Origin of the sequence: Microbacterium sp. zg.Y1084 (assembly GCF_024623595.1) — a bacterium.
GTDB classification, from domain to species: Bacteria; Actinomycetota; Actinomycetes; order Actinomycetales; family Microbacteriaceae; genus Microbacterium; species Microbacterium wangruii.
This window is the reverse complement of sequence record NZ_JANJGV010000003.1, coordinates 419882-442668: the sequence shown is the minus strand read 5'-3', so window position 1 is coordinate 442668 and position 22787 is coordinate 419882. Positions and strand designations below refer to the sequence as shown.

Annotated in this window: 29 protein-coding genes; 18 read left to right on the top strand and 11 right to left on the bottom strand. The window is 71.3% G+C overall.

All coding sequences use genetic code 11. The features are described from left to right. Positions 1–12 precede the first annotated feature (12 nt). From NQ165_RS06685 to NQ165_RS06675, 3 genes are read left to right on the top strand one after another with little or no spacing between them, the layout of a single operon-like run. Positions 13–441, top strand: a complete 429-nt coding sequence (locus NQ165_RS06685) for a DUF2834 domain-containing protein (RefSeq protein ID WP_257525947.1) — start codon at positions 13–15, stop codon at positions 439–441. Positions 442–450: 9 nt separating this feature from the next. Further along, positions 451–1062 carry a putative glycolipid-binding domain-containing protein gene (locus tag NQ165_RS06680; protein WP_257525948.1) on the top strand — a complete coding sequence of 204 codons (612 nt, stop codon included), beginning with the start codon at positions 451–453 and terminating at the stop codon, positions 1060–1062. A 45-nt stretch (positions 1063–1107) separates the two neighbouring features. Beyond that, positions 1108–1590 (top strand): tetratricopeptide repeat protein, encoded by a 483-nt coding sequence (locus NQ165_RS06675; protein WP_257525950.1) that lies wholly within the window; start codon positions 1108–1110, stop codon positions 1588–1590. A 30-nt stretch (positions 1591–1620) separates the two neighbouring features. On the opposite strand, the gene NQ165_RS06670 is transcribed toward NQ165_RS06675, so the two are convergent. From NQ165_RS06670 to NQ165_RS06660, 3 genes are all read right to left on the bottom strand, one after another. Beyond that, positions 1621–2907 carry a M18 family aminopeptidase gene (locus NQ165_RS06670; RefSeq protein ID WP_257525951.1) on the bottom strand — a complete coding sequence of 429 codons (1287 nt, stop codon included), beginning with the start codon at positions 2905–2907 and terminating at the stop codon, positions 1621–1623. Positions 2908–3001: 94 nt separating this feature from the next. Beyond that, positions 3002–3385 carry a PPOX class F420-dependent oxidoreductase gene (locus tag NQ165_RS06665; RefSeq protein ID WP_257525952.1) on the bottom strand — a complete coding sequence of 128 codons (384 nt, stop codon included), beginning with the start codon at positions 3383–3385 and terminating at the stop codon, positions 3002–3004. Between the two features lie 98 nt (positions 3386–3483). After that, positions 3484–4854, bottom strand: coding sequence for an FAD-binding oxidoreductase (locus NQ165_RS06660; RefSeq protein ID WP_257525953.1), 1371 nt, complete (start codon positions 4852–4854; stop codon positions 3484–3486). A gap of 141 nt (positions 4855–4995) precedes the next feature. Here NQ165_RS06660 and NQ165_RS06655 point away from each other — a divergent pair, with 141 nt between their 5' ends. The 3 genes from NQ165_RS06655 (at position 4996) to NQ165_RS06645 (ending at position 8051) form a co-directional block, all read left to right on the top strand. Then, a complete protein-coding gene (locus tag NQ165_RS06655) occupies positions 4996–6147 on the top strand; it encodes a LuxR family transcriptional regulator (protein ID WP_257532139.1) in 1152 nt (383 codons plus the stop codon). Between the two features lie 145 nt (positions 6148–6292). Then, the gene (gene msrA, locus NQ165_RS06650; RefSeq protein WP_257525955.1) at positions 6293–6847 is read left to right on the top strand and encodes a peptide-methionine (S)-S-oxide reductase MsrA; all 555 of its coding nucleotides are present in this window, start codon (positions 6293–6295) and stop codon (positions 6845–6847) included. 121 nt (positions 6848–6968) lie between these two features. Next, on the top strand, positions 6969–8051 hold the full coding sequence (locus tag NQ165_RS06645) for a type I restriction endonuclease (protein ID WP_257532137.1): 1083 nt from the start codon (positions 6969–6971) through the stop codon (positions 8049–8051). A 59-nt stretch (positions 8052–8110) separates the two neighbouring features. On the opposite strand, the gene NQ165_RS06640 is transcribed toward NQ165_RS06645, so the two are convergent. Beyond that, the gene (locus NQ165_RS06640; RefSeq protein ID WP_257532134.1) at positions 8111–8428 is read right to left on the bottom strand and encodes a hypothetical protein; all 318 of its coding nucleotides are present in this window, start codon (positions 8426–8428) and stop codon (positions 8111–8113) included. 76 nt (positions 8429–8504) lie between these two features. On the opposite strand from NQ165_RS06640, the gene NQ165_RS06635 reads away from it, so the two are divergent. Next, positions 8505–8762, top strand: a complete 258-nt coding sequence (locus tag NQ165_RS06635; RefSeq protein WP_257532133.1) for a hypothetical protein — start codon at positions 8505–8507, stop codon at positions 8760–8762. A gap of 562 nt (positions 8763–9324) precedes the next feature. Here the strand turns inward: NQ165_RS06635 and NQ165_RS06630 are convergent. From NQ165_RS06630 to NQ165_RS06620, 3 genes are all read right to left on the bottom strand, one after another. After that, positions 9325–10170 (bottom strand): SDR family NAD(P)-dependent oxidoreductase, encoded by an 846-nt coding sequence (locus NQ165_RS06630; protein WP_257532130.1) that lies wholly within the window; start codon positions 10168–10170, stop codon positions 9325–9327. A gap of 1 nt (position 10171) precedes the next feature. After that, positions 10172–10651 (bottom strand): pyridoxamine 5'-phosphate oxidase family protein, encoded by a 480-nt coding sequence (locus NQ165_RS06625; RefSeq protein ID WP_257525959.1) that lies wholly within the window; start codon positions 10649–10651, stop codon positions 10172–10174. Positions 10652–10750: 99 nt separating this feature from the next. Beyond that, complete coding sequence (locus NQ165_RS06620; RefSeq protein ID WP_257525960.1) at positions 10751–11140, bottom strand: nuclear transport factor 2 family protein; 390 nt, start codon at positions 11138–11140, stop codon at positions 10751–10753. Between the two features lie 82 nt (positions 11141–11222). Here NQ165_RS06620 and NQ165_RS06615 point away from each other — a divergent pair, with 82 nt between their 5' ends. From NQ165_RS06615 to NQ165_RS06605, 3 genes are all read left to right on the top strand, one after another. After that, positions 11223–11924, top strand: a complete 702-nt coding sequence (locus NQ165_RS06615; protein WP_257532128.1) for a response regulator transcription factor — start codon at positions 11223–11225, stop codon at positions 11922–11924. Beyond that, positions 11921–12955: a sensor histidine kinase KdpD gene (locus NQ165_RS06610; protein WP_257532126.1), complete on the top strand. Its 1035-nt coding sequence runs from the start codon at positions 11921–11923 to the stop codon at positions 12953–12955. Before NQ165_RS06615 ends, NQ165_RS06610 begins: the two co-directional genes overlap by 4 nt. Positions 12956–13039: 84 nt before the next feature. Next, a complete protein-coding gene (locus NQ165_RS06605) occupies positions 13040–13696 on the top strand; it encodes a hypothetical protein (RefSeq protein WP_257532124.1) in 657 nt (218 codons plus the stop codon). Between the two features lie 86 nt (positions 13697–13782). Here the strand turns inward: NQ165_RS06605 and NQ165_RS06600 are convergent, their stop codons facing one another. After that, on the bottom strand, positions 13783–14127 hold the full coding sequence (locus tag NQ165_RS06600; RefSeq protein ID WP_257532122.1) for a DUF2200 domain-containing protein: 345 nt from the start codon (positions 14125–14127) through the stop codon (positions 13783–13785). A gap of 148 nt (positions 14128–14275) precedes the next feature. Here NQ165_RS06600 and NQ165_RS06595 point away from each other — a divergent pair, with 148 nt between their 5' ends. The 6 genes from NQ165_RS06595 (at position 14276) to NQ165_RS06570 (ending at position 18030) form a co-directional block, all read left to right on the top strand. After that, positions 14276–15070, top strand: a complete 795-nt coding sequence (locus tag NQ165_RS06595; RefSeq protein WP_257532120.1) for a glycosyltransferase family A protein — start codon at positions 14276–14278, stop codon at positions 15068–15070. Then, positions 15067–15903 (top strand): endonuclease/exonuclease/phosphatase family protein, encoded by an 837-nt coding sequence (locus NQ165_RS06590; RefSeq protein WP_257532118.1) that lies wholly within the window; start codon positions 15067–15069, stop codon positions 15901–15903. The genes NQ165_RS06595 and NQ165_RS06590 overlap by 4 nt, the downstream gene beginning before the upstream one ends. Next, on the top strand, positions 15900–16487 hold the full coding sequence (locus NQ165_RS06585) for a DUF2238 domain-containing protein (RefSeq protein ID WP_257525967.1): 588 nt from the start codon (positions 15900–15902) through the stop codon (positions 16485–16487). Before NQ165_RS06590 ends, NQ165_RS06585 begins: the two co-directional genes overlap by 4 nt. 91 nt (positions 16488–16578) lie before the next feature. After that, positions 16579–16722 (top strand): hypothetical protein, encoded by a 144-nt coding sequence (locus NQ165_RS06580; RefSeq protein ID WP_257525968.1) that lies wholly within the window; start codon positions 16579–16581, stop codon positions 16720–16722. Continuing rightward, positions 16719–17201, top strand: coding sequence for a DUF2243 domain-containing protein (locus tag NQ165_RS06575; RefSeq protein WP_257532116.1), 483 nt, complete (start codon positions 16719–16721; stop codon positions 17199–17201). The genes NQ165_RS06580 and NQ165_RS06575 overlap by 4 nt, the downstream gene beginning before the upstream one ends. 4 nt (positions 17202–17205) lie before the next feature. Next, a complete protein-coding gene (locus tag NQ165_RS06570; RefSeq protein WP_257532114.1) occupies positions 17206–18030 on the top strand; it encodes a cytochrome c oxidase assembly protein in 825 nt (274 codons plus the stop codon). Here the strand turns inward: NQ165_RS06570 and NQ165_RS06565 are convergent. The 3 genes from NQ165_RS06565 to NQ165_RS06555 form a co-directional block, all read right to left on the bottom strand. Further along, the gene (locus tag NQ165_RS06565; protein ID WP_257532112.1) at positions 17978–18562 is read right to left on the bottom strand and encodes a hypothetical protein; all 585 of its coding nucleotides are present in this window, start codon (positions 18560–18562) and stop codon (positions 17978–17980) included. The two genes, NQ165_RS06570 and NQ165_RS06565, sit on opposite strands and share 53 nt — an antisense overlap. Positions 18563–18585: 23 nt before the next feature. After that, positions 18586–19728: a zinc-dependent alcohol dehydrogenase gene (locus NQ165_RS06560; RefSeq protein ID WP_257525972.1), complete on the bottom strand. Its 1143-nt coding sequence runs from the start codon at positions 19726–19728 to the stop codon at positions 18586–18588. 109 nt (positions 19729–19837) lie between these two features. Further along, positions 19838–20332, bottom strand: coding sequence for a metallophosphoesterase family protein (locus NQ165_RS06555; RefSeq protein ID WP_257532110.1), 495 nt, complete (start codon positions 20330–20332; stop codon positions 19838–19840). A gap of 292 nt (positions 20333–20624) precedes the next feature. Between NQ165_RS06555 and NQ165_RS06550 the strand changes: the two genes are divergently transcribed. Both NQ165_RS06550 and NQ165_RS06545 read left to right on the top strand, forming a co-directional pair. Then, a complete protein-coding gene (locus NQ165_RS06550) occupies positions 20625–21704 on the top strand; it encodes an extracellular solute-binding protein (protein WP_257525974.1) in 1080 nt (359 codons plus the stop codon). 20 nt (positions 21705–21724) lie between these two features. After that, positions 21725–22786 carry an ABC transporter ATP-binding protein gene (locus NQ165_RS06545; protein ID WP_257525975.1) on the top strand — a complete coding sequence of 354 codons (1062 nt, stop codon included), beginning with the start codon at positions 21725–21727 and terminating at the stop codon, positions 22784–22786. Position 22787: the final 1 nt, after the last annotated feature.

Below are 22787 nucleotides of genomic sequence, written 5' to 3'. Positions count from 1 at the left end.
CGACAATGCCTCATGACGCCTTCACAGAAGCCGCACTGGACGCCCCTGTCGCTCGTATACCTGGCCCTCGCCCTCATCGGGCTCGTCGTCACCTTCGCGCTCAACGCGTCGACCGTCGTGATGGGGCGCGACTTCCTCGGCGACATCTTCGACGGCGGTCCGGCCGTCGGCTCCCTCGGCGTCGACCTGCTCGTCGTCGCGATCGCCGGGTGCGTGCTGATCGTGACCGAAGCCCGTCGGCTGGGCATGCGGCGGGCGTGGCTGTACATCGTGCTGTCGGCGGTGACGGCGTTCGCGTTCACCTTCCCGCTGTTCCTGGCGATGCGGGAGCGCCGGCTGCACGCGGCGGATGCCCACGGGCACCGGCGCCGCCGGTGCACCGCGCTGACCGAGACGGCGCTCAGGCACAAGGGCATTGCCCCGCCCGATGCCCGGGAGTAGACCGGAAGGATGGACAGCGAGCGATATCAGTGGCGCGGGGAGGACGATCCCTCCCGTGTCGACACCGCGTATGTGCGGTTCCGCAATAGCGGGCTGCGGGCCCACGGATCCTCAGTGACGCAGCAGTACACCCTGTCGTGGACGCTCGATGTCGGCGACGGGTGGGTCACCAACCACCTGCGCGTGCGTTCCCTCGGCAAGGGCTGGTCCCGCTCGCTCGACCTGCGCCGCGGCGGCGATGCCGCCTGGCGGGCGACCGTCACGCAGACCGGCGCGATCCAGCGCTGGGCCGACCCCGGTCTCGATGACGACACCGACCTCAGCGACGCCCTCGACTGCGATCTGGGCCTGTGCCCCGTGACGAACGTCATGCCGATCCGCCGGCTCGACCTGCACCGCCGCGACCGGGATGAGGAGCAGCTGACGGCGGCCTGGGTCGACGTGCCGTCACTGCAGGTGCGCCGCGAACGCCAGCACTACGGCTCCCACGATCGCACCGGCAAGCGCACCGTCACCTATGCCAACGAGGACCGCAGCTTCTCGGCCGACCTGTCCGTCGACCACGACGGCATGGTCGTGGACTACCCGGGTCTGGCCTGGCGGTTCTACGCCGACGCCTGACCTGCGCATTCCGAACACGGCGCTCGCCCGACATACGCTGGCCGGATGACCGCACATCAGTGGGAGCAGCAGGTCGCCGCCCTCTGGGCCGACGACACCATCGACGACCGGGAGCGTATCGACCTCATGCGCTCACTGGCGGCCGCGGCGCCGCATCCGGCGCTCGGCGCCTTCGAGCTCGGCGGCGCCATGGATTCCGCCGGTGACGAAGCGGATGCCGACACGCAGTACTCCGCGGCCACGGCGGCGGGCCTCTGCGACATCGACCCGGCGCGCGCTGCCCGCCTCGCGGTGCAGCACGCCTCGACGCTGCGCAACCTCGGCCGGGTCGACGAGGCCATCGCCCTGCTGCGCGCCGCGCCGTCGCATCCGTCGGTGGGGGCCGCGCCGGCGGTGTTCCTCGCCCTGGCCCTGCACAGCGCGGGGCGGCACGATGAGGCGCTGCGCGTGGCGATCGAAGCGGTCGAACCGACGCTCCCGATCTACAACCGCTCGGTGCGCGGCTACGCCGCGGCGCTCACCGACTGACGGTCGCCCCGCGCGCCGTCGCGAAACGACTCAGCCGCGGAAGAAGACCTCGGCGACGCGCTGCAGGTCCCACAGATCGCTGACGCCGGCGAGCTCGCGTGCGGAGTGCATCGACAGGATCGGGATGCCGACGTCCACCGTGCGCATGCCGAGCCGCGTCGCCGTGATGGGGCCGATCGTCGACCCGCACGGCACCGCATTGTTGGAGACGAACTCCTGCGACGCGACCCCGGCATCGGCGCACCAGCCGTTCCAGGCCGCCGCGCCCACGGCATCCGTCGCGTACCGCTGGTTCGCGTTGATCTTGAGGATGGGGCCCTGTCCCAACGTGGGACGCACCACCGGGTCGTGCTTCTGCGGGTAGTTCGGGTGCACGGCGTGGCCGACGTCGCTCGAGACGCACCAGCTGGCGGCCATCGCACGCAGCTGCGCGTCACGATCGGCGCCGAGCCCGAGCCATACCCGCTCCAGCACGTCGGAGAGGAAGGGTCCTGCCGCACCCGAACGCGTGCCCGACCCGACCTCCTCGTGGTCGAACACCGCGAGCATCGCGATGTGGTCGGCGTCGAACCCGTCGGCCGCGCGCTCCAGCGCGACGACCCCGGCGTGCACGGATGCGAGGTCGTCGAGCCGCCCGGAGGCGAAGAACACGTCGTCGCGCCCGAAGACCTCGCCCCGGGCGGCGTCGGCGGTGACGATGTCGTAGCCGCGGATGCGAGCGGCATCCACCCCTGCCGCGCGCGCGAGCTCACCCAGCAGGTCCGCCGAGTCCGCCTCGCCGAGGCCCCACACCGGCTGGGTCTGGGTCTGCTTGTCCAGCGCCAGGTGGTCGTTCGCCTCACGGTCGAGGTGGATCGCCAGCTGCGGCAGCCGCAGCAGGGGGCCGGTCGCCGTCAGCACCGACGACCCGTCGTCGAGCACGAGCCGTCCCGCCAGGCGCAGCTCGCGGTCGAGCCACGAGTTCAGCAGCGGGCCGCCGTAGACCTCCACGCCCGCCTGCAGCCAGCCCAGCGACCCCGTGGTCGGCTGCGGCTTGAGCTTGAACGCCGGCGAATCGCTGTGCGCCCCGAACACCCGCACGGGGGTCGCGCCGGTCGCTCCGGCCGGGACGACCCACGCGATCACCGCGCCGTCACGCACGACCAGAAAGCGCCCGCCCGCGACCGCCGGCCAGGCCGCGGTTTCATCGAGCCGGGTGAAACCGGCATCGACGAGCCGTTCCGCCACTTCTGTCGCGGCGTGGAAGCTCGACGGGGACGCCGCGACGAAAGCGGCGAGATCGTCGGCGTGGGCGAGTGCGTCAGCGGCTGCAGGCACGGCGGGACTCCTCAGATGGCGGGCGGTGATTCGATGTTAGTTCGCGGGGGTGACGGCCGACATCGCCGTCCGAGCATCCCTGCCGGTGGAGCCGTCAGCGAATGACGAGCGCGACCGAATCGCTCTGACCGCGACGCAGCTTCTGGCCGGCGCGGATCATCTTGTACTTGATGCCGTACTTGGCGTTCAGAGCCTTGTCCAGGCGCGCCATCGTCGCATCGTCGTCGTGCACGGTGGCGGTGGCCTCGACCGCGACTGCCCCGTCGACGACGTTGCCGCGCACGTCGCACGGGGTCAGCGTCACCCGTTCGGTGTGACGCAGCCGCTTGACCTTGCCCGAAGCGCCGCCCGTCGTCACGAGCAGCTCGTCGCCGTCGGGTGCCGCCCACACCGGCGTCGAGACGGCGACACCGGTCTTGCGGAAGGTGGTGAGCAGCACGTACTCGGAATCGGCGATCTCGCTCAGCGCAGGGGACATGGGTCCATTGTCCCCCGACGCCGGACGGAGGCGGGGCCGCCCTCCGGCCCGCACCTCCGCCCGTCCCCCAGCCCGTCCCCACGAGACCCGCGCTGCGATCAGATCGGATGCGCCCCCCGAAGCATTCCGTTCGGGTCGATCGCCCGCTTGAGTTCCCGCAGTCGGACGAGTCCATCACCGAAGGCCGGTGCCCGGTCACTGTCCGGCTCATCGACGAAGGTGAGCGCCACCCCCGTCGACCGCCACGGCGCGAGCTGCGCCAGGCCGGCGCGCACCGCCGCCTCCGCACCCGGCACCGCGTCGGCAACCGGGGCCACAGCGACGGCGTGGGCGACGTACTCCCCCGTTACCGCCGAGACCGCCCCGCCGCCCTCCACCGGCCGTGCCGCCGCTCCCCCCAGATGGCGCAGCTCGGTGATGAACATCCCCGGCATCCCGCTCGCTGCCACGAATGCGTCGGCGGCCTCCGGCGGGAGCGCCGCCAGCATCGACGCGGCCGACACCGACGGTGTCGGATCGGGCGGGTCCATGTGCACCCCGACGAGCGCCGGCGCGGGGATGCGGGCGAACGTGTCGACTTCCGGCGACAGCGCACGCAGCGGCTCGAGCAGCGCGGATGCCACGGCATCCGTCTCGAGGATCGCCCCGTCGACCACGACCACCGAGCGGCCGCTCAGGAAAGGCGGCAGTCCCGGCAGCGGCGGCAGGTGCAGCACCCGCAGCGCCGTCGTCGCCGACTCCGGCGCCGTGGCCGTCCACCGCGCCCACGCATGGGTGACCTCGGCGGCGTGGACGGCATCCCACAGCAGCATCCCGGCGAACACGTCGGCATAGGGCAGCAGCTCCAGACGCACCGAGACGACGACGCCGATCGCCCCGGCACCGCCGCGCAACGCCCAGAACAACTCGGGGTTCTCGTCGGCCGCGGCCCGCACGAGCGCCCCGTCCGCGGTGACCACCTGGGCCTCCGTCACACTCCCGACGGCCAGGCCGTGGGCGCGGGCGTAGAAGGACACCCCGCCGCTGAGCGCGTAGCCGACCACCGAGACGTCGCCCGCGCTGCCGTGAAGCGCCGTCAGCCCGTGCGGGGCGACGGCGGCCAGCACGTCGTTCCAGGTCGAGCCGCCGAGTACGCGTGCCGACCGGGCCTCGGGGTCGACGCTCACGCCGCGCAGCCGGGAGAGGTCGACGATGACGGTGTCCGACAGGTCCGCCCCCCGCAGAGCGGCGGCGGCGTGCCCGGTGGACTGCGGCATCAGGCGCAACCCTGCCGACCCGGCGGCGCGCACGACGGCCACGACGTCCTCGGCGCTCTCCGGACGCGCGACGGCGAGTGGATGCCGGTCGACGGAACGGTTCCACGAGAGCCGAGCAGTGTCGTACTCGACATCGTCGGCGAGCACGACACGCTCGGCCAGCGCGCTGCGCAGGGCAGCGGGTCCGTCGAGGAGCGGGGCGGGAAGAGTCATCTCGGGTGCATCCGGATCGATCAGGAGGGCGACGACGCGCCCGGTGCGAACCAGGCCACCCTCGCAGAGCCCACCCGCGCTGTCACTCCCAGAAGGGTGGGGGTCTGGCGCCGGCCCTGCGCCAGCGGGACACTGTCGTGCATGGCCCATGCGCCTGCATACCGTCGTGCCCGCGACGAGATCGATCTGATGTCCCGCGCGGGGTTCGCCCTGCCTGCTTTCGCAGAGCATGCCATCGACGCGCTCGGCAGGGTGCTGGGGTTCGCGGCATCGTGCCTGTCGACCATCGACCCCACCACCGCGATGGTCGCCGGCGCGCTGAAGACGGGAGCACTGGCCGGTCGCGACGACGGCGACAGGGACTGGGCGCAGATCGAGTACGGCCGCGACGACCCCACCGCGTACCGGGCACTGCTGGCCAGGCGGGAGGTGGTGGCGACCGCGCATACGGCCACCTCCGGGGTGATCGAGCGCTCCCCGCGGATGAGCGAGCTGATGGTCCCCCTCTTCGGGTTCCACGACGAGGCACGCGTGCTGCTGGCCGACCGCACCGGACCCTGGGGTGGGCTGGCGCTGTTCCGCGGCGCCGATGACCGCCCCTTCTCGCCCGCCGAGGCGGGCTTTCTCGGCACTCTCGCCCCGGCGCTCGCCCGCGGCATCCGCACGGGACTTCTCGCCGGTGCCGTACGGCACGACGAGGCCGCAGCGGTCGGCCCTGCCGTCATCGTCGTCGACACGCGCGACCACATCGTGCAGTGCAGCGACGCTGCAGCGGAGGCGCTGCAGCGGGTCGCCGCCGACAGCGCATCGGGCGACCCGCTCGTATCGGTGCAGGCGCTGGTGACGGCGGTGCGCCGGGTGGCCCGGGGCGACGCTGAACGGATGCCGCGCCTTCGGATCCGCCGCGGCGATGGGGTGTGGCTGCTGCTGCAGGCGGCGCCGCTGATGGGAGAAGGCCGAAGCGGCGACGTGGTCGTCACGATCGAGCACGCCCACCCGCAAGACGTCATCGACCTGGTCGGCGCCGCCTACGGGCTGACGGCGCGCGAGAACGAGGTGCTTCGGCTGGTGCTGCGGGGCGGGGACACCCGCGCGATCGCGGGGACGATGGGGGTGTCGCCCTACACGGTGCAGGACCACTTGAAGTCGATCTTCGCGAAGGTGGGCGTGGCGAGCCGCCGCGAGCTCGTCTCCCGGGTGTCGTTCGACCAGGACCTGCCGCGAGCCGCGGCGGCACCGCCCGCCGCCGGCATCCGCCCCGCCTCCGGCATCCGCCCCGCCTCCGGTCCGTGACCGATTCACGGGCCGCTCCCAGGTTCGCGGGACCAAAACGGCACCGGCATCCGTTGCGGTCTATGACGCCGCAGCCGGCGGCGTCACCCATCCGGGCCCTCGGGCCTGAAAGACTGCAGACCGACACTCACGAGGAGCACGCATCATGACCAGCGGACCCACCGACACCGGAGCCATCACCCGTACCCCCGGCACCGAAACCGCCGTGCTCGCCGGCGGGTGCTTCTGGGGCGTCGAAGACCTGATCCGCCGCCAGCCGGGCGTGGTCTCCACCCGCGTCGGATACACCGGCGGCCAGAACGACCACCCCACCTATCGCAACCACCCCGGCCACGCCGAGGCGGTGGAGATCATCTTCGACCCCACCCAGACGACGTATCGCGACATCCTGGCCTTCTTCTTCCAGATCCACGACCCGTCGACCCTCAACCGTCAGGGCAACGACGTCGGCACGAGCTACCGCTCGGCGATCTTCCCGGTCACCCCCGAGCAGGAGCGGGTGGCACGCGAGACCATCGCCGATGTGGACGCCTCCGGCATCTGGCCGAACAAGGTCGTCACCACCATCGAGCCCGCCGGACCCTTCTGGGAGGCCGAGCCCGAGCACCAGGATTACCTGCTGCGCATCCCGAACGGCTACACCTGCCACTTCGTGCGCCCCGGTTGGGTGCTGCCCAAGCGCGAGGATGCCATCGGCTGAGCAGCCCGCGTGCTGCTCGTCGCGAGAGTCCTCAACGGCGTTCGCGGTCTCGCGCTAGTCGCTATACACCAGACGCTAAGCTTTCTCTCAGGTAACCGATTCCCTGGGGGAAAAACAAGCGATGGATTTTGAAGACCGCCTCGATGCGCTCGCGACCAAGGTTCGCAATCAGTCTGCGGCGATAGGCACCGAGGAGGCAACGAAGAATGCCTTCATCATGCCGTTCATCTCGACCATCCTGGGTTACGACGTCTTCGATCCGCTGGAAGTAGTCCCTGAGTTCACCGCCGACGTCGGCATCAAGAAGGGCGAGAAGGTCGACTACGCCATCATGCGGGATGGCGAGGTTCAGATCCTGATCGAATGCAAGGCGTCCACTGGCGCGCCCAAGATTGAGCACGCTTCCCAGCTGTTCCGGTACTTCGCGACCACGAACGCTCGCATAGCTGCCTTGACGAACGGCGTGATCTGGCAGTTCTACACCGATCTCGACGCCCCTAACCGCATGGACGCGAAGCCGTTCCTCGTGCTCGACCTCCTGGATATCGACGAGACGTTGATTCCCGAGGTTCAGAAGATGAGCAAGGACAGTTTCGATCTTGACTCGATCATCAGTGCGGCCGAGGAACTCAAGTACGTCGGCGTGATTAAGCGGGAGATCGCAGCCCAGTTCCGCGAGCCGAGCGACGAGTGGATCAAGTTCTTCACGTCGCGCGTGTACGACGGCGCATTCACCAAGAGCGTCCGCGAGCAGTTCACCTCGCTCGTCACCAAAGCGTCGCGCCAGTTCTTGACGGACAGCGTCAACGACCGGCTTAAGACCGCGCTAGGAGCAGGCGCTGCCGTGGCGGCACACGAAGCGCCTGAGCTCACGTCGGAGTCCGTGGCTGAGGAGGACCTCAACCGCGACACCGAGATCGAGACAACCCTCGAAGAGCTCGAGGGCTACCAGATCGTGAAAGCGATCGCCTGCGGCGAGATCAAGCCGCAGCGTGTGACCCACCGCGACGCAAAGAGCTACTTCGCTGTCATGCTTGACGACAACAACCGCAAGCCGATCGCGAGGCTCCACTTCAACTCCCGTCAGAAGTACCTGGGTCTGCTGGACGCGGAAAAGGTTGAGACACGCCACCCTCTCGCATCGCTGGACGAGATCTATCAGCACGCGGACGCAATCCGCGAGGCGGTCGTCCGCTACCGCTGACGCACTCGCCACCGCCTCCACGCTGGCAGGGTCGGCTGCCGGCCGCGAGCGGTTGGAGCCTACCGGCGTGCGCGTCGCGGGCGCCGGCGCACGTTGCCGAAGTGGGTCGCCAGCACGAGCGCCATCCCGACGGCGGCGAGCGCCGCGACGACACGCTCGCCGGCCGTGCCGTCGGTGCGGTCCAGCAGCAGCCGCCCGGCGACGAGGTTCGCACCGCTCCAGGCGACGTTCACCGCCGGTGAGGACAGGCCCACCCCCGGCGGATCGGAGAACGGCGACGGAAAGGGCGTGCCCTGCACGGCGGCGACACCGTGCGGGACGGCGTTGACGAGCAGGGCGGCTCCGGCGGCGGAGCGCACGAGGTTCATCGCTGACATGCCCGTCAGCCTAAAGCGACAGGTCGCCGAGGCATCAGGGCTGGCGAGCCCGACGTGAGGTGACGAGGATGACACGATGACCATCCCGACCCGCGATACCGCCGGCGGCCCCTACGCCGTGACGCTCGTGGTCGATATGCCGGTCACCAAGCTCGACGCGCTGGACGTCATCGCCTATGTGGCGGATGCCGACGTGGAGCACGCCGGTACCGCGTTCCCGCGCGTCGGCCTTGCCCCCGACGTCTGGGCGGAGGTGCAGATCCCGAAGTTCGCCGACCCGCCGCCGCTGGCGATCGACGTGTGCTCGGTGGGGTGGACGCTGCGGCTCGCGTAAGGTCCCGGAACCCCGCATGCCTGTGGGTTTGGGTCGCGTAAAGGTCCCCAAGCCCCGGATGCCGGTGGTTTGGGGCGCGTAAAGGTCGCCGAAGCCCCGATGCCTGTGGTTTGGGGCGCGAAAAAGTCCCGAACCTGCGATTCACCCGGTGTGGGTCGCGTAACGGTCCCCGAACCCCGGATGCCTGTCGTTTGGGGCGCGTAAAGGTCGCCGAAGCCCCGATTCACCCGGTTTGGGTCGCGTAAAGGTCGCCGAAGCCCCGATTCACCCGGTTTGGGTCGCGTGAAGGTCGCCGAACGCCGACTCCCGTGGCTCGGGGCGCGTAAACGTCGCGCGTCCCCGCGCGCCCGCCCGCACCCCGAACCCGGATGCCGGTGGTTTGGGTCGCGAAAAGGTCCCCGAACCCCGGATGCCGGTGGTTCGGGGCGCGAAAAAGTCCCCGAACCCCGGATTCGCCCGGTTCGGGGCGCGTAAAGGTCCCCGAACGCCCGGACCACCGGCACCGGGGGGCGGGGCGCGGAAAGGTCCCCGAACCCCCGCGGATCGAGCCCCCGGCGGCGGGTCAGAGCCCGACCATCTCCGCGCTGCGCTCCCACAGCATGCGGGCCAGTGCCGGGTCGGCGGCGAGCGGGTTCGTGCGCGCCGGCTTGTTGCCGGAGTAATAGCCCCCCGGCCGCCAGTCGATGCCGGGCGTCCCCGCGGCGAGGAACGTCAGCCGCGACCCACCCTGCTCCGGTGTGGTGAGCAGCCGCTTCGTCACCGGGTTCGTGTACATGAACCGCCACGGCCCCTCGGATGCTCCGGCGAAGCTCGTCGCCACGGCTCCGGGGTGGAAGGCCACGGCGCGCAGGCCGTCCCGCGAGAACCGGCGGTGCAACTCCTTCGTGAACAGCACGTTCGCGAGCTTGGCGTTGCCGTAGGCAGCCCCCGCGGTGTAGCGGCGCTTCCCCTGCAGATCATCGATGTCGAAGCGCGCGAAGCGCTGCGCCGCGACGCTGGAGGTCTGGATGACGGACGCCCCGCTGTCGACGAGACGGTCCCGCAGCAGATTCGTCAGCAGGAATCCGCCCAGGTGGTTCACCTGGAACGTCAGCTCGAAGCCGTCCTCGGTGACGACCCGCTCACCGAAGATGCCGCCGGCGTTGTTGGCGAGCACGTCGATGCGCGGGTAGGAGTCGCGCAGCGCGGCGGCGAGATCGCGCACCTGACCGAGCTGGGCGTAGTCGGCGAGGTGCCACGGCGCCCCGATCTCCTCGGCGACCCTGCGCGTCTTCTCCGGGTTGCGCCCGACCACCACGACGTGCTCACCTGCGGCCTGCAGCTGACGCGCCGCGGCGGCGCCGATTCCATCGCTGGCCCCGGTGATGACGATGGTCCGCGGCGCGCCCACGTCTGCGGCATCCGCCATGTCAGAGATCGAACGTCTCGTTATCGCCCTCGAGGCGCTCGCCGGTGACCTTGTGCTTGACGAAGGCCAGCACACTGGCCACGCGTCCGCCCGGGCTGTCCCAGTACTCGCCGCTCTCGGCGTTGATCTTCAGCAGCACGATGTCGGGGTCCTCGGGTCCCTCCGGGAACCAGGCCTCGAGCCCGGAGTTCCACTCCTCCTTCAGCTTGGCCGTGTCGTCGACGATCTGCGCCGAACCCGCCAGCGAGAGCCACGCGTCGTTGGAGCTGAACGACACCCCCACGTGCGGGTCGTGCTGCACGTGCTGAGCGGCCGTCGCGTTGCGGGAGACGACGAACCACAGGTCGCCGTCGGTCTCGTGCTCCTGCACGGTGAGGGGGTGGGCGGTGAGGGTTCCGTCCGCGGCACGGGTGGTCACCATCGCGAAGCGGAACTTCTTCAGCAGCTCGTTGAGCTTCTGCAGCTCGGTCGTGTCGGCCATCAGGGTCCTTTCGTCGAACCGTCGGAAGGCCATCCCACCCCGTCCCACGGCGGCAGGGAACCGGTTGACAATCCCCCCACCGTGTCGCAGAGTGCGGCGTCAGAGTTCGGCGCTCTCCTCGTCGGGAACGGGGGTCTGCTGGTACAGCGCGAGCCGCCAGCGTCCGCCCCGCCACCTGTAGACGCTGGACATGAGGGCGTCGAACGGCGGCCCGCCCGACGCGCGGAACGCGCGGGCCCGGTACACGAACGCGACCACGTCGCTGCCGACATCGACCATCCGCTCGTGCGTGATCTCGTAGGCCGACCATGCCGGCGCGTCGGCGAGCGAGGCGACGACGCCGTCGCGATCGAGCACGGATCCGTCGGCGAGCACCATCAGGCCGTCGTCGGTCATCAGAGATCCGTAGAAATCCCCGCCGGTGCCGTCGCACAGCGACTGCCAACCGGCGGTCTCCACACGGAGCAGGTCTGCCACGTCGAAGTCCATCCGCAAAGTATGCTCACTCGCGCCGCACGCATCAACGGTTTTGGGCCTTTCCCGCGTGCTCGCCCTCTCCTAGCCTGACCCCATGCCCGACCGGCCGCCGCCCCCGCCCGACACCCGGGTCCCGCGCGCGCCGCATCCCCGTCTGCTGTACGTCGAAGACGAGACCGAGACCGCGGCGATGGTGATCGAGGTGCTCTCGGACGAGTACGACATCGACCACGCCACCACCGGCGAGGAGGGGCTGAGGCTGGCGCTGGGCAACCGGTACGAGGTGATGGTCATCGACCGGCGTCTCCCCGGCCGGTCGGGCGTGCAGATGCTGGAGGCGATCCGCACCGCGCGCATCGCCACGCCCGTGCTCATGCTCACCGCGCTGGGGACGGTCGACGACCGGGTGAGCGGGCTGGATGCCGGCGCCGACGACTACCTGGTGAAGCCCTTCGACTTCGCGGAGCTGCGCGCCCGGCTGCGGGCGCTGCGGCGCGGTCGCGGCCCGGGCGACCGCCGGGAGCTCGGGGACTGGGTGTTCACCCCGGCCTCGCAGGCGCTGTACGCGCCGGGGGGCGCCCGCATCGCGCTCACCGCGGCGGAGTCCGATCTGCTGGAGCTGCTCACCTCGAGCCCGGAGCACGTGTTCACCCGCGACGAGATCATCGCCGCCGTCTTTCCGGGCGGGTCGGCGACGACGGTCGACACGTACGTGCACTACGTGCGGCGCAAGTCCACCCCCGAGATCATCGAGACCGTCCGGGCGCGCGGCTACCGGGCGGGGATGCCGCGATGAGCGGCCGCGCCGACGCGGCGGCGGCTGCCGACCAGCGCCGGGTGAACCGCGCCGCCGTGCGCGCGGGGGTGTGGGTGGGTGTCGCCGCCGCTGCGGTCGTCGCGATCGTCACGACCGCGACCGTCGCGGTGATGATCACGGCGTCGCGGCCCGATCGGCGCCCTCCGCCCCCGGGCGGCGGGCGGCGCTCTCGGGTGATCGAGCTGGACCTCATCGTTCCCGTCACCGTCGTCCTCGGCATCCTCGGCGCGCTCGCGCTGGCCGTTCTCGCTGGGTACGCCGCCCGGCGTGCGGCGGCACCCCTCGCCGAGGCGCTGCGGGTGCAGCGCACCTTCGTCGCCGACGCCGGCCACGAGCTGCGCACCCCGCTGACCACTCTCAGCAGCCGCATCCAGCTCGCCCAGCACCGTGCCGCGCAGGGCGGGGATGTCTCGGGGGCACTGGCCGAGCTGCGCCGGGATGCCGACGCGATGGACACCGCCCTCACCGATCTGCTGATCACCGCAGAGACGGCCGGGGTGGGGCGCGACGACCGCACGGCGGTGACGACGGTCGCCGAGGCCGCCGCCGATGCCACGGCCGTCATCGGCCCGAGGGCCGCGGAGCGCGGCATCCGCATCGTCGTCGACGCGCGGGACGCACCGGCGGTCACGGCGACGCGGGCCGCCCTGAGCCGCGCTCTCATCGCCCTGCTCGACAATGCGGTGCGGCACTCGCCGGCGGGCGGCACCGTCACGGTGCGCGCCGCCGCGGACGGGCGACGCGTGCGGATCGCCGTGGCCGACGAGGGCAGCGGGGTCACCGGCGTGGACCCCGACCGCCTCTTCGACCGGTTCGCGCGGTCGACGGCGCCGGCGCCGGCGCCGGCGCCGGGCGAGGGTCGCTCGCGCGGGTTCGGTCTGGGCCTCGCGCTCGTGCGCGACATCGCCGTGCGCTTCGGCGGGGAGGTGCGGCTGGAGAGCACGTCCCCGCGGGGCAGCGTCTTCGTGCTGGAACTCCCCACCGCCGGGCGCCTTCACCGGCGCACCTGAGACCGGGGGATCAGAAACCTATGGAGTTGCCGCAACCGGGCGACTCTTGGACTGGTCTTGGAACGCGCGCGCGACAGTGAGGTCATGCCTGAGAACATCACCCCCGACAACGAGAAGGACACCATCCCCACCCCCGCACCGGCCCCGGCTGCGCAGGAGCCGACGACCGCCCCGCCCGCACCGGCCGCCCCGCATGCCGCACCCGCCGCCGCGGAGCCCCAGACGCCGTTCCTCCAGCGCACCTGGGTGAAGGCGGCGGGCGCGACCGTCGCCGGCATCGCGCTGCTGGGTGTGGGTTTCGGCGCCGGCTGGGCCGTGTCCGACGCGGTCGAGCCCGCCCGCGCCGGCAATTCCCAGAACGCGGAGATCTGGCCGGACGGCGGCCCCGACGCCTGGCAGGAGGACGGAACCGAGCAGGACGGCCCCCGCGCACCGTGGGGCGACCGGAGTGACCGCGACTTCGGCGACATGCCGCGGCACGGCCACCACGGCCCGCAGGAGGACGGCGCCCAGCCGAACGACGGCACACAGGACGAGGGCACGACCCCCGAGGAGGGCGATGCCGACACCGATAGCCGCTCCGACAGCGACCGCCCGTCCGACAGCGACCGCCCGTCCGACCGCGAGCGCGACCGCGACTCCGGCAGCGACCGCGACTCCGGCGGCGACCGCAAGTCCGACCGCACCGCTCCGGACAGCGACCGCGACGACACCACCGAGGGCAGCACCTCCCGGTCCTGACCCCTCCCCCTCGCCGGCCGCGTCGCGCCCTCGTGGGCGGGCGCGGCCGGTTCGCCGTTTCGCGCGCCCGCGGCATCCGCCCGCGGTCAGCCCTCGCGCAGCACCCGCGCCAGGGGCCGGCCCTGAGCCAGCTCGTCGACGAGCTTGTCGAGGTAGCGGATCTTCTGCATCAGGGGATCCTCGATCTCCTCCACCCGCACACCGCAGACCGTTCCGGTGATGGCCGCCGCCTGCGGATGGAGCCGGGCGTCCGCGAAGAAGTCCGAGAACGTGGCCCCGCTCTGCAGCTGCCGCCGCAGCTCGGCGTCGTCGAAGCCTGTCAGCCAGGTGATCACCTGGTCGAGCTCGTCGCGCGTGCGCCCCTTGCGCTCGAGTTTGTTCAGATACAGCGGGTAGACCGACGCGACGCTCATGGTGAAGATGCGGTGCACGCCGGCCACGATAACGCGGCGGATGCCGGCACGGCAGGGCCCGTGCGCCGATCGTGCCGGTCGATAACCCAGCGGGCGCACCGCGTCAACCCGCCGGGGTCGGCCGGGGACCTCGGTAGCGTGGAGCCCACCGCGCCGAGGAGATGATGTGACCGCCGCCACCCCGACGACCCCGACCGTGTCGGTGGTGATCCCGGTGAAGGACGACGCCGAGCAGCTGCGGGGGTGCCTGCGGGCGCTGTCGCTGCAGACGCGCCTGCCCGACGAGATCGTCGTGGTCGACAACGCCTCGACCGACGACTCCGCGGCGGTGGCCCGCGCAGCCGGCGCCCGCGTGGTGCGCTGCGACGTCCCCGGCATCCCTCCCACCGCCGCGACCGGTTACGACGCCGCGACGGGCGATCTCATCCTGCGCCTCGACGCCGATTCCCGCCCCGGTCACCACTGGGTGGAGGCGATGTCCGGCGCCCTCGCCGCACGGCCCGACGTGGCCGCGTACACCGGTGGCGCACGCTTCGTCGACGGCCCGCGCGCCCTGCGCGCCCCGCTGGCGGTGCTCTACCTCAGCGCCTACCTCGCCGTCGCGGTGCCCGCCCTCGGCCACCTGCCGCTCTTCGGCTCCAACCTCGCGATGCGCGCCTCCGCGTGGCGCGCCGTGCGCGACCGGGTGCACCGCGACGATCCCGAGGTGCACGACGACTTCGATCTCGCCTTCCACCTCGGCGAACGCCATCGCATCCGGTACCTCCGCGACGCCCGCATGGGTGTGTCGATGCGGCCCTTCCGCGCCGGCTCCGGCTTCGGTCGCCGCGTGCGGCGCGGCTTCCGTTCGGTGCTGGTGCACTGGCCGGCGGATTTCCCCCCAGTGCGCTGGCAGAAGATCCTCTACCACCGCCTTCTCGACCGAGCGGGCGCTGTCCGCCCCGAGGTGCGCACCCTGTGACGGCGCCGCTCATCGGCGCCACGGAGGCACCCGACCTGCACGTGATGACCTTCAACGTGCGACGTCGGATGCCGCGCCTTCTGGCCCGGCCCGCCGACGACTGGCGCCGGCGCCGCGACCGGGTGGCGGCCCTGCTGCAGGGCGAGCGCCCCACACTGCTCGGGGTGCAGGAGGCCCTCCCCGACCAGGCCCAGGCGATCGGCGCCGCGCTGGGCCCGGGCTACCGGCGCGTCGGACACGGCCGGCAACCGGGGCCGCGCGGTGAGGCATGCCCCCTGTTCTTCGACACCGAACGGCTGCAGCTGGTCGACTGGCGCCAGACCGCGCTGTCGGATGAGCCCGACCGGCCCGGATCCACGTCGTGGGGAAACGTCATCCCGCGCGTGCTCGTGCGCGCGACGCTGCGCGACCTCTCGACCGGCGCGGTCTTCGCGGCGTTCAACACCCACCTCGACGTCTTCTCCGCGCAGGCGCGTCTGCGCGGTGCCGAGGAGATCCGCCGGCAGGTGGGTGGGCTCGCGCTGCCCGCCGTCGTCATGGGCGATCTCAACGCCGGCCCGGATTCGGCCGCCGTCGCCGCGCTGCTGGCGGGCGACGACCTCGTGGACGGCTGGCGCGCCGCCACGCAGCGCCTCACTCCGGAGTGGGGCACGTACGGTGGGTACCGCGCGCCGCGATCCGGGCGCGGTCGCATCGACTGGATCGCCGTCACCCCCGACGTGGAGGTGCGGCGGGCGGCGATCAACCCGCAGCGGATCGACGGCGGCTGGCCGTCAGACCACCTGCCGGTGCAGACGGTGGTGCGGATGCCGCGATCGGAGAGCTCCCGGTGAAAGAGAACTTCCTGCGACGGCCGTCCGGCCCCCTGGAGCTGCTGGCCGATGCCCTGCGGGTGATCGGCGTGCTGAGCGTGATCGCCGTGTCGATCTGGAGCACCGCGACCGACGCCGGCATCCTCGCCCTTGCTCTTCCGGCCCTGATGGTGCCGCGCGTCATCGGTGCCAGGGCATCGTTCGACATCATCTCGTCGTTCACCGTGCTCGTGGCGGCCTGGAGCAACGTCATCGACCTGTACCGCACGGTCGACAACTGGGATCTCATCCTGCATTTCGCGTGCACCGCGGTGCTCGCCGCACTGGCCTACCTGATCCTGGTCCGCGCCCGCGTCGTCGCCGACCCGAGCGCCGCCGGATCGCTCGCACGCACGCCCCTCGTGCTGGTTCCCGCGCTGGGCCTGGCCGCCAGCGCGGTGTGGGAGATGATCGAGTGGGTCGGCTACGCGTTCATCACCGACGAGATCTTCGTGACCTACCAGGACACCATCGGGGATATGGCCGTCGGCGGCTTGGGCGCCGCGGTCGCCGGTGCCGTGGTCGCCCGCGTTCCCCTCGATCGCCCCGACGCGCGGCGCCCCTGACACATCCCGGCGCCCGGCGCAATGCCCGCGCCGCCCTCGTGCCCTCGGTGGTTTACTGGCCGCCTACTATCCACGACGACCGGAGACGATCATGAGCGACGCGCACAACACCCAGGGAACCCCCGACGGCGACCTCGAAGCCGACACCGCTTCGGGAGGCTCCCCCGACGAGACCACGATCCCCGACACCACCGACGACGACGACAAGCCGGTGGACAACCCCTCCGGAGGATGACGGCGGCGGCGGTGCGAGCGGCACGGCCCGCGCAGAACCTCTGGTCCGGCGTGCTGTTCGGCGTCGGCCTCATCGCGTTCATCGATGAGGCCGTGTTCCATCAGCTGCTGCACTGGCACCACTTCTACGACCTGTCGACCCCGGCGATCGGGCTCGTCTCCGACGGCGTCTTCCACGCCATCAGCTGGTTCGCCACGATCGCCGGGCTCTTCCTCCTCGCCGACTTGCGCCGTCACGACGCGCTGAACTGGCGCCGGTGGGCGGGCGGCGTGCTGCTGGGAGCGGGCGTCTTCCAGCTCTACGACGGCACGGTGCAGCACAAGGTGTTCGGCATCCACCAGATCCGCTACGTTCCGGACGTCTTCGTCTACGACCTCGCGTGGAACCTCACCGCGATGGCGATGATCCTCGCCGGGGGCGTGCTCGTCTGGCTCACCCGCGCCGGTGCGGCCGTGCAGGTCAAGCGCGCGCCCCGGTGAGCCGATGCCGGCCATGACGGATGCCGCGCACGCCCACGGCGGCGTGGGGCTCGGCCTGGATGCCGTGGTGGTGGCGATCGCCGTCGCGGCGGTCGCCTGCTACCTCGCCGGCGTGGTGCTCTCGCAGCGACGGGGCCGCCCATGGCCGGTGTGGCGCACGGCCCTGTGGTGCGCGGGGGTGGCCGCCGGAGCGGCCGGGGCGGCGGGTCCCCTCGCCGCCGCGGCGCACGACGGATTCGTCGCGCACATGTGGGCGCACCTGGTGGGCGGCATGGTCGCGCCACTGCTGCTGGTGTTGGCAGCCCCGGTGACCCTCGCGCTGCGCACCCTCGACGTCACGCCGGCGCGGCGGCTGTCGCGGCTGCTGCGCAGCGCCCCCGCCCGGGTGCTCGCGCACCCCGTGGTCGCCGCCGCGCTGAGCGCGGGCGGGTTGTGGGTGCTCTACCTCACCCCGATCTTCGACGCGATGCGCGACCAGCCGCTGGTCCATGTGCTGGTGCACGCCCACCTCGTCGCCGCAGGGGCCCTCTTCTACGCATCCGTCATCGGGCCCGATCCCCGCCCCCATCCGCCCGGCCGCGTGCTCACCGCTGCGGTGCTGGTCGCGACGATCGCCTCGCACGGCATCCTCGCCAAGTTCCTCTACGCGAACCCGCCCGCAGGTCTCGCCGTGGCGGACGTGCGGGCGGGTGCGCAGCTGATGTACTACGCAGGCGCGTGGGTCGAGGCCGTCGTGATCGTGATCTTCTGCGCCCAGTGGTATCGCGCGGCGGGGGTCACTTCTTCCCGCGCTTCGCAGCGGGCAGGAAGACTGCCCGAACGAGCTTGACGGCCAGCACCGAGGCCAGCACCCACGGACCGACCACGAGGATCGGGTCGAGCCAGGCGTGCTTGAGGTCGATGCGTCCCCGCCCGAACCGCGACGCGATGGGTCGATGGGCGACCTCGCCGGCGACGCCGGACTCGGTGATCGGGTCGTCGGGGCGCGTGCTGAACAGCGATGCGGCATGGGCGGTGACGGCGTCCACGCGGTCGCCGAGCACCAGCAGCAGCCAGTGGGCGGTCTGGCCCTCGCTGAAGCGGTCGTAGGCGAACCGGCGGATGGCGCCGGAGGCGCCGTGCAGCGGCTGTGCGGTGCCGAACACGGGCGTCAGCCGCTCGTGCTCGATGGAGCGCTCGCGCCCCGCGCCGCCGGGCTGCTGCTCGGGCAGCTCCCAGTGGGCGCCGGTGACGATGTCGGGCTGCTCCCGCGGGAACGCGGGACGGTCGGCGGGGTCGAGATCGGATCCCCACCCGGGGATGCGCGCGCGCAGCGCGTCGGGGTCGGGCGTGGAACCGGGCTTGTCGGCGGTGTACGGCATGTCGGTCTCCTTCGAAACGGCGCTCAGGCCACCGTGATGACGGGCTTGATGATGTCGTCGAGCTTCGACGAGAAGATGTGGTACCCCTCGGCGATGTGCTCCAGCGGGATGCGGTGGGTGATCATCTCGCTCGGCGTGATGTGGCCGGCGGCGATGTGCTCGAGCAGGCGTGGCCACTGGCGCTTGACCGGCGCCTGGTTCATGCGCATCGTGACGCCCTTGTTCATGGCGTCGCCGAACTTCACGGCGCTGAACAGGGGGCCATAGGCGCCCATCACCGAGATCGTGCCGGCCTTGCGCACCGAATCGATCGCCCAGTTGAGAGCGACCGGCGAGCCGCCCTGGAGCTTCAGCTTGGCCGAGGTCACGTGCTGCAGGACATGGCCGTCGGCTTCGGCGCCGACGGCGTCGATCACGACGTCCGCCCCGAGCCCGCCGGTCTGCTTCTTGAGCTCGAGCACGATGTCGTTGACCTGGCCGAAGTTGATCGTCTCGGCGAAGGCGAACTCCTCCGCCTTGCGCAGCCGGTAGTCGAGGTAGTCGACCACGATGACGCGGCCTGCCCCCATCAGCCAGCACGAGCGGGCGGCGGCCAGTCCGATGGGACCGGCGCCGAAGACCACCGCGGTGTCGCCCTCGACGATGTCCGCCAGCTGGGCGCCGAAGTAGCCGGTCGAGAAGGCATCGGTCAGCAGCAGTGCGTCTTCGGGGTTCACGCCATCGGGGATCACGGCAGGGCCGACGTCGGCGAAGGGCACGCGCACGAGCTCAGCCTGCCCGCCGTCGTACCCGCCGGCGGTGTGGGAGTAGCCGTAGATGCCCCCGACGGCGGTGGCGTTGGCGTTGACGTTGTGGCAGTTGGAGAAAAGCCCGCGCGCGCAGAAGAAGCAGCTGCCGCAGAAGATGTTGAAGGGGACCATCACACGGTCGCCGACCTTGAGGTTCTGCACCGACGGCCCGACCTGCTCGACGCGGCCGATGAACTCGTGCCCGAAGGTGTGGCCGACCCGGGTGTCGGGCAGCATGCCGTGGTACAGGTGCAGGTCCGAGCCGCAGATCGCGGCCAGCTCGACGCGCACGATCGCGTCGTTCGGGTGCTGGATGGTGGGGTCCGGCTTCTCTTCCACGCGCACCTTGTACGGCCCGCGGTAGGTCATCGCTTTCATTCACGCCTCCTGGTCGGAATCGGAGGAATCAGTCTGGCAACGGGCGCCGGCCGCCGCGCCGGGGTTGCCATTCCGCGCGCGGCGTGGCACGCGGGCGAGGCGTGTCCGCTCAGAGCGCGATCAGGCGCAGCTCGTGGAGCGCGCCGCCGTCGACGCGCACCGTCATCATCGTGCGGTGCGGCTGCCGGCGCCGGTCGGTGGGTGAGCCGGGGTTGAGCAGGCGCATCCCGCCCGGCGTCACGGTGTCCCACGGGATATGGCTGTGACCGAACACCAGCACGTCGGTGTCGGGGAACGCGGCATCCATCCGCGCCTCCCGCCCGCGCGCCGCACCGGTCTCGTGCACGACGGCCAGGCGCACGCCGTCGATGTCGGCGCGCGCGACCTCGGGGAGCCTCCTGCGCAGATCCGGGCCGTCGTTGTTGCCCCAGCCGCCCCGCACGGGTGCATGCTGCTGCAGCTCGTCGAGCACGGATGCCGTGACCCAGTCCCCCGCGTGGATCACGAGGTCCGCGGCATCCGCGGCCCGCAGCACCTCTTCGGGGAGCCGACGGGCGCGCCCGGGCACGTGGGTGTCGGAGATCAGCAGCAGGTCGGTGGCCACGGGATCCTCACTGTGTGCCACCGGGCCCTGGGAGGACATGCCGGTGCACGTCACCAGCCTCCTCCGGCGTGACCGTCCGCGAGCCGGGGTTGACATGTCCGGGCCGATCTCGCATTCTCCGGCGTCGCGACAATTCACCTCTGGCACCCCGCGCGTTCATGTCCACGACCTACGGTGGGTGCGAACGCGCGACCGCACCCACGGATAGGGTCGCACGTTGTTGGAATATTACAAAAAGGTGGAGTATCGTCCCCGTGGGGGTCCCACCTCAACGACGAGCGAGAGGCACAGCATGTTCGCAGCACGGAAGAAGAGCCTGGCGATCCTGGGAGCGACGGCGGCGACCGCGTTGCTGCTCACCGGCTGCGCGGGCGGCGACACCGAGTCCGACACCGGCGATGCCGGCGCCGGGGCGTCCGACGCGACCCTCATCGTCTACACGAACTCCAACTCCGACGGCCGCGGCGAGTGGCTGCAGGCACAGGCGGAGGAGGCGGGCTTCGACATCGAGATCGTGGGGCTCGGCGGCGCCGACCTCACCAACCGCATCATCGCCGAGAAGAACAACCCGGTCGGAGACGTCGTGTTCGGCCTGAACAACATGTTCTTCGAGCAGCTGAAGGCCGAGGAGGCCATCGCCGCCTACGAGCCCAGCTGGAGCGGCGAGGTTCCCGCCGACGCCGGTGACCCCGCCGACGGCGCGTACTGGCCGCTCGTCCAGCAGGCGATCGTCACGGTGTACGACGAGAACAGCGTCTCGGACGCGCCCGCCGACATCGAGGAGCTCGCGACCGACGAGGCCTACCAGGGCCGGTACGAGGTCAACCCGGCGCTCGGCCAGGCGACCCCGCAGCTCGTGCTCGCCGGCATCCTCAGCCGCCACCTCGACGAGGACGGCGACCTCGGTGTCAGCGACGAGGGCTGGGAGATCGTGGAGTCTTACTACGGCAACGGATCTCCGGTGGTCGAAGGCACCGACCTGTACGCGCGCATCACCCGCGACGAGGTCGACTTCGGCGTGCTGCCCTCCAGCGGCATCGCCGCCCGCGACGAGGAGTACGGCACCAGCACCGGCCTGGTCGTCCCCGAGTACGGCGTGCCGTACGTCACCGAGCAGATCGCCGTCATCAACGGCTCCGCCAACGAGCAGCGCGCGCAGGAGTTCATCGACTGGTTCGGCAGCGCCGAGGTGCAGGGCGCCTTCGCCGCCGAGTTCAACGCGATGCCCGTGAACGAGGGTGCGGTCGAGCAGGCGAACCCCGACGTGGTGGCACAGCTGGCGGAGATCCCGCGCCAGGACATCGACTTCGGCTTCGTCAGCGAGCACCTCGGCGACTGGGTCGAGAAGGTCACGCTCGAGTACATCGGCTGAGAAGGCGACAGGCACAGGCAGTGATCCGCTTCGACGACGTCGACGTCACCTTCGGCGACCACCGCGCCGTGCGCGGGCTGAACCTCGAGATCCAGGAGGGTGAGTTCTTCACCCTCCTGGGCCCCTCGGGGTGCGGCAAGACCACCGCGCTGCGCTCGCTGGCCGGTTTTATCCAGCCCTCCTCGGGCCGCATCCTCATCGGCGACCGAGACGTCACGAACGTCGCGAGCGAGAAGCGCGGCGTGGGCATGGTGTTCCAGAACTACGCCCTGTTCCCGAGCATGAACGTGCGCGAGAACATCGCCTTCGGTCTGGCGGTGCGAAAGACCTCGAAGGCCGAGCAGCGGCGCCTCGTCGACGAGATCGCCGAGCGCACCGGCCTGGCCGCGGCACAGCTCGACAAGAACGTCGCGGAGCTCTCCGGCGGCCAGCAGCAGCGTGTGGCGATCGCGCGCGCACTGGTGCTGGCCCCCAAGATCCTGCTGCTGGACGAACCGCTGTCCAACCTCGATGCCAAGCTGCGCGTGCAGCTGCGCGAGCAGCTCAAGCAGCTGCAGCACGAGGTGGGCGTGACGACGGTGTACGTCACCCACGACCAGGAGGAGGCGCTGACCCTCAGCGACCGCATCGCGGTGCTCGATGCGGGGGCCCTCCAGCAGGTCGGCACTCCCGAGGAGATCTACGACCGCAGCGCGACGTCGTTCGTCTGCCGGTTCATCGGCGAGAGCAACCGCCTCACGCCCGCCGTGCTGGCGCGGCTGCGCGAGAGCGCCGCGGCGAGCGGCGCGGCATCCGATCTGCCCGTTCTCGACGAGAACGCGGAAAGCTACGTGCGCCCCGAGAAGGTCGCCGTCACGGTGGGGCCACCGGTGTGGGGGGCCACCGACGGCGTTCTCACCGTCGACGGGATCGTCGGAGGGCGCACGTATCACGGCAGCCACAGCGTCTACACCATCGCGGTGGACGACGCGACGCTGCGTGTGAGCGTGGCCGGCTCCGCCGCTGCGAAGCGGTGGGAGCCGGGAACGCCGGTGACGCTGGGGATCGACCCGCGGTGGGTCCTCCAGTACCCGGAGGGTTGAG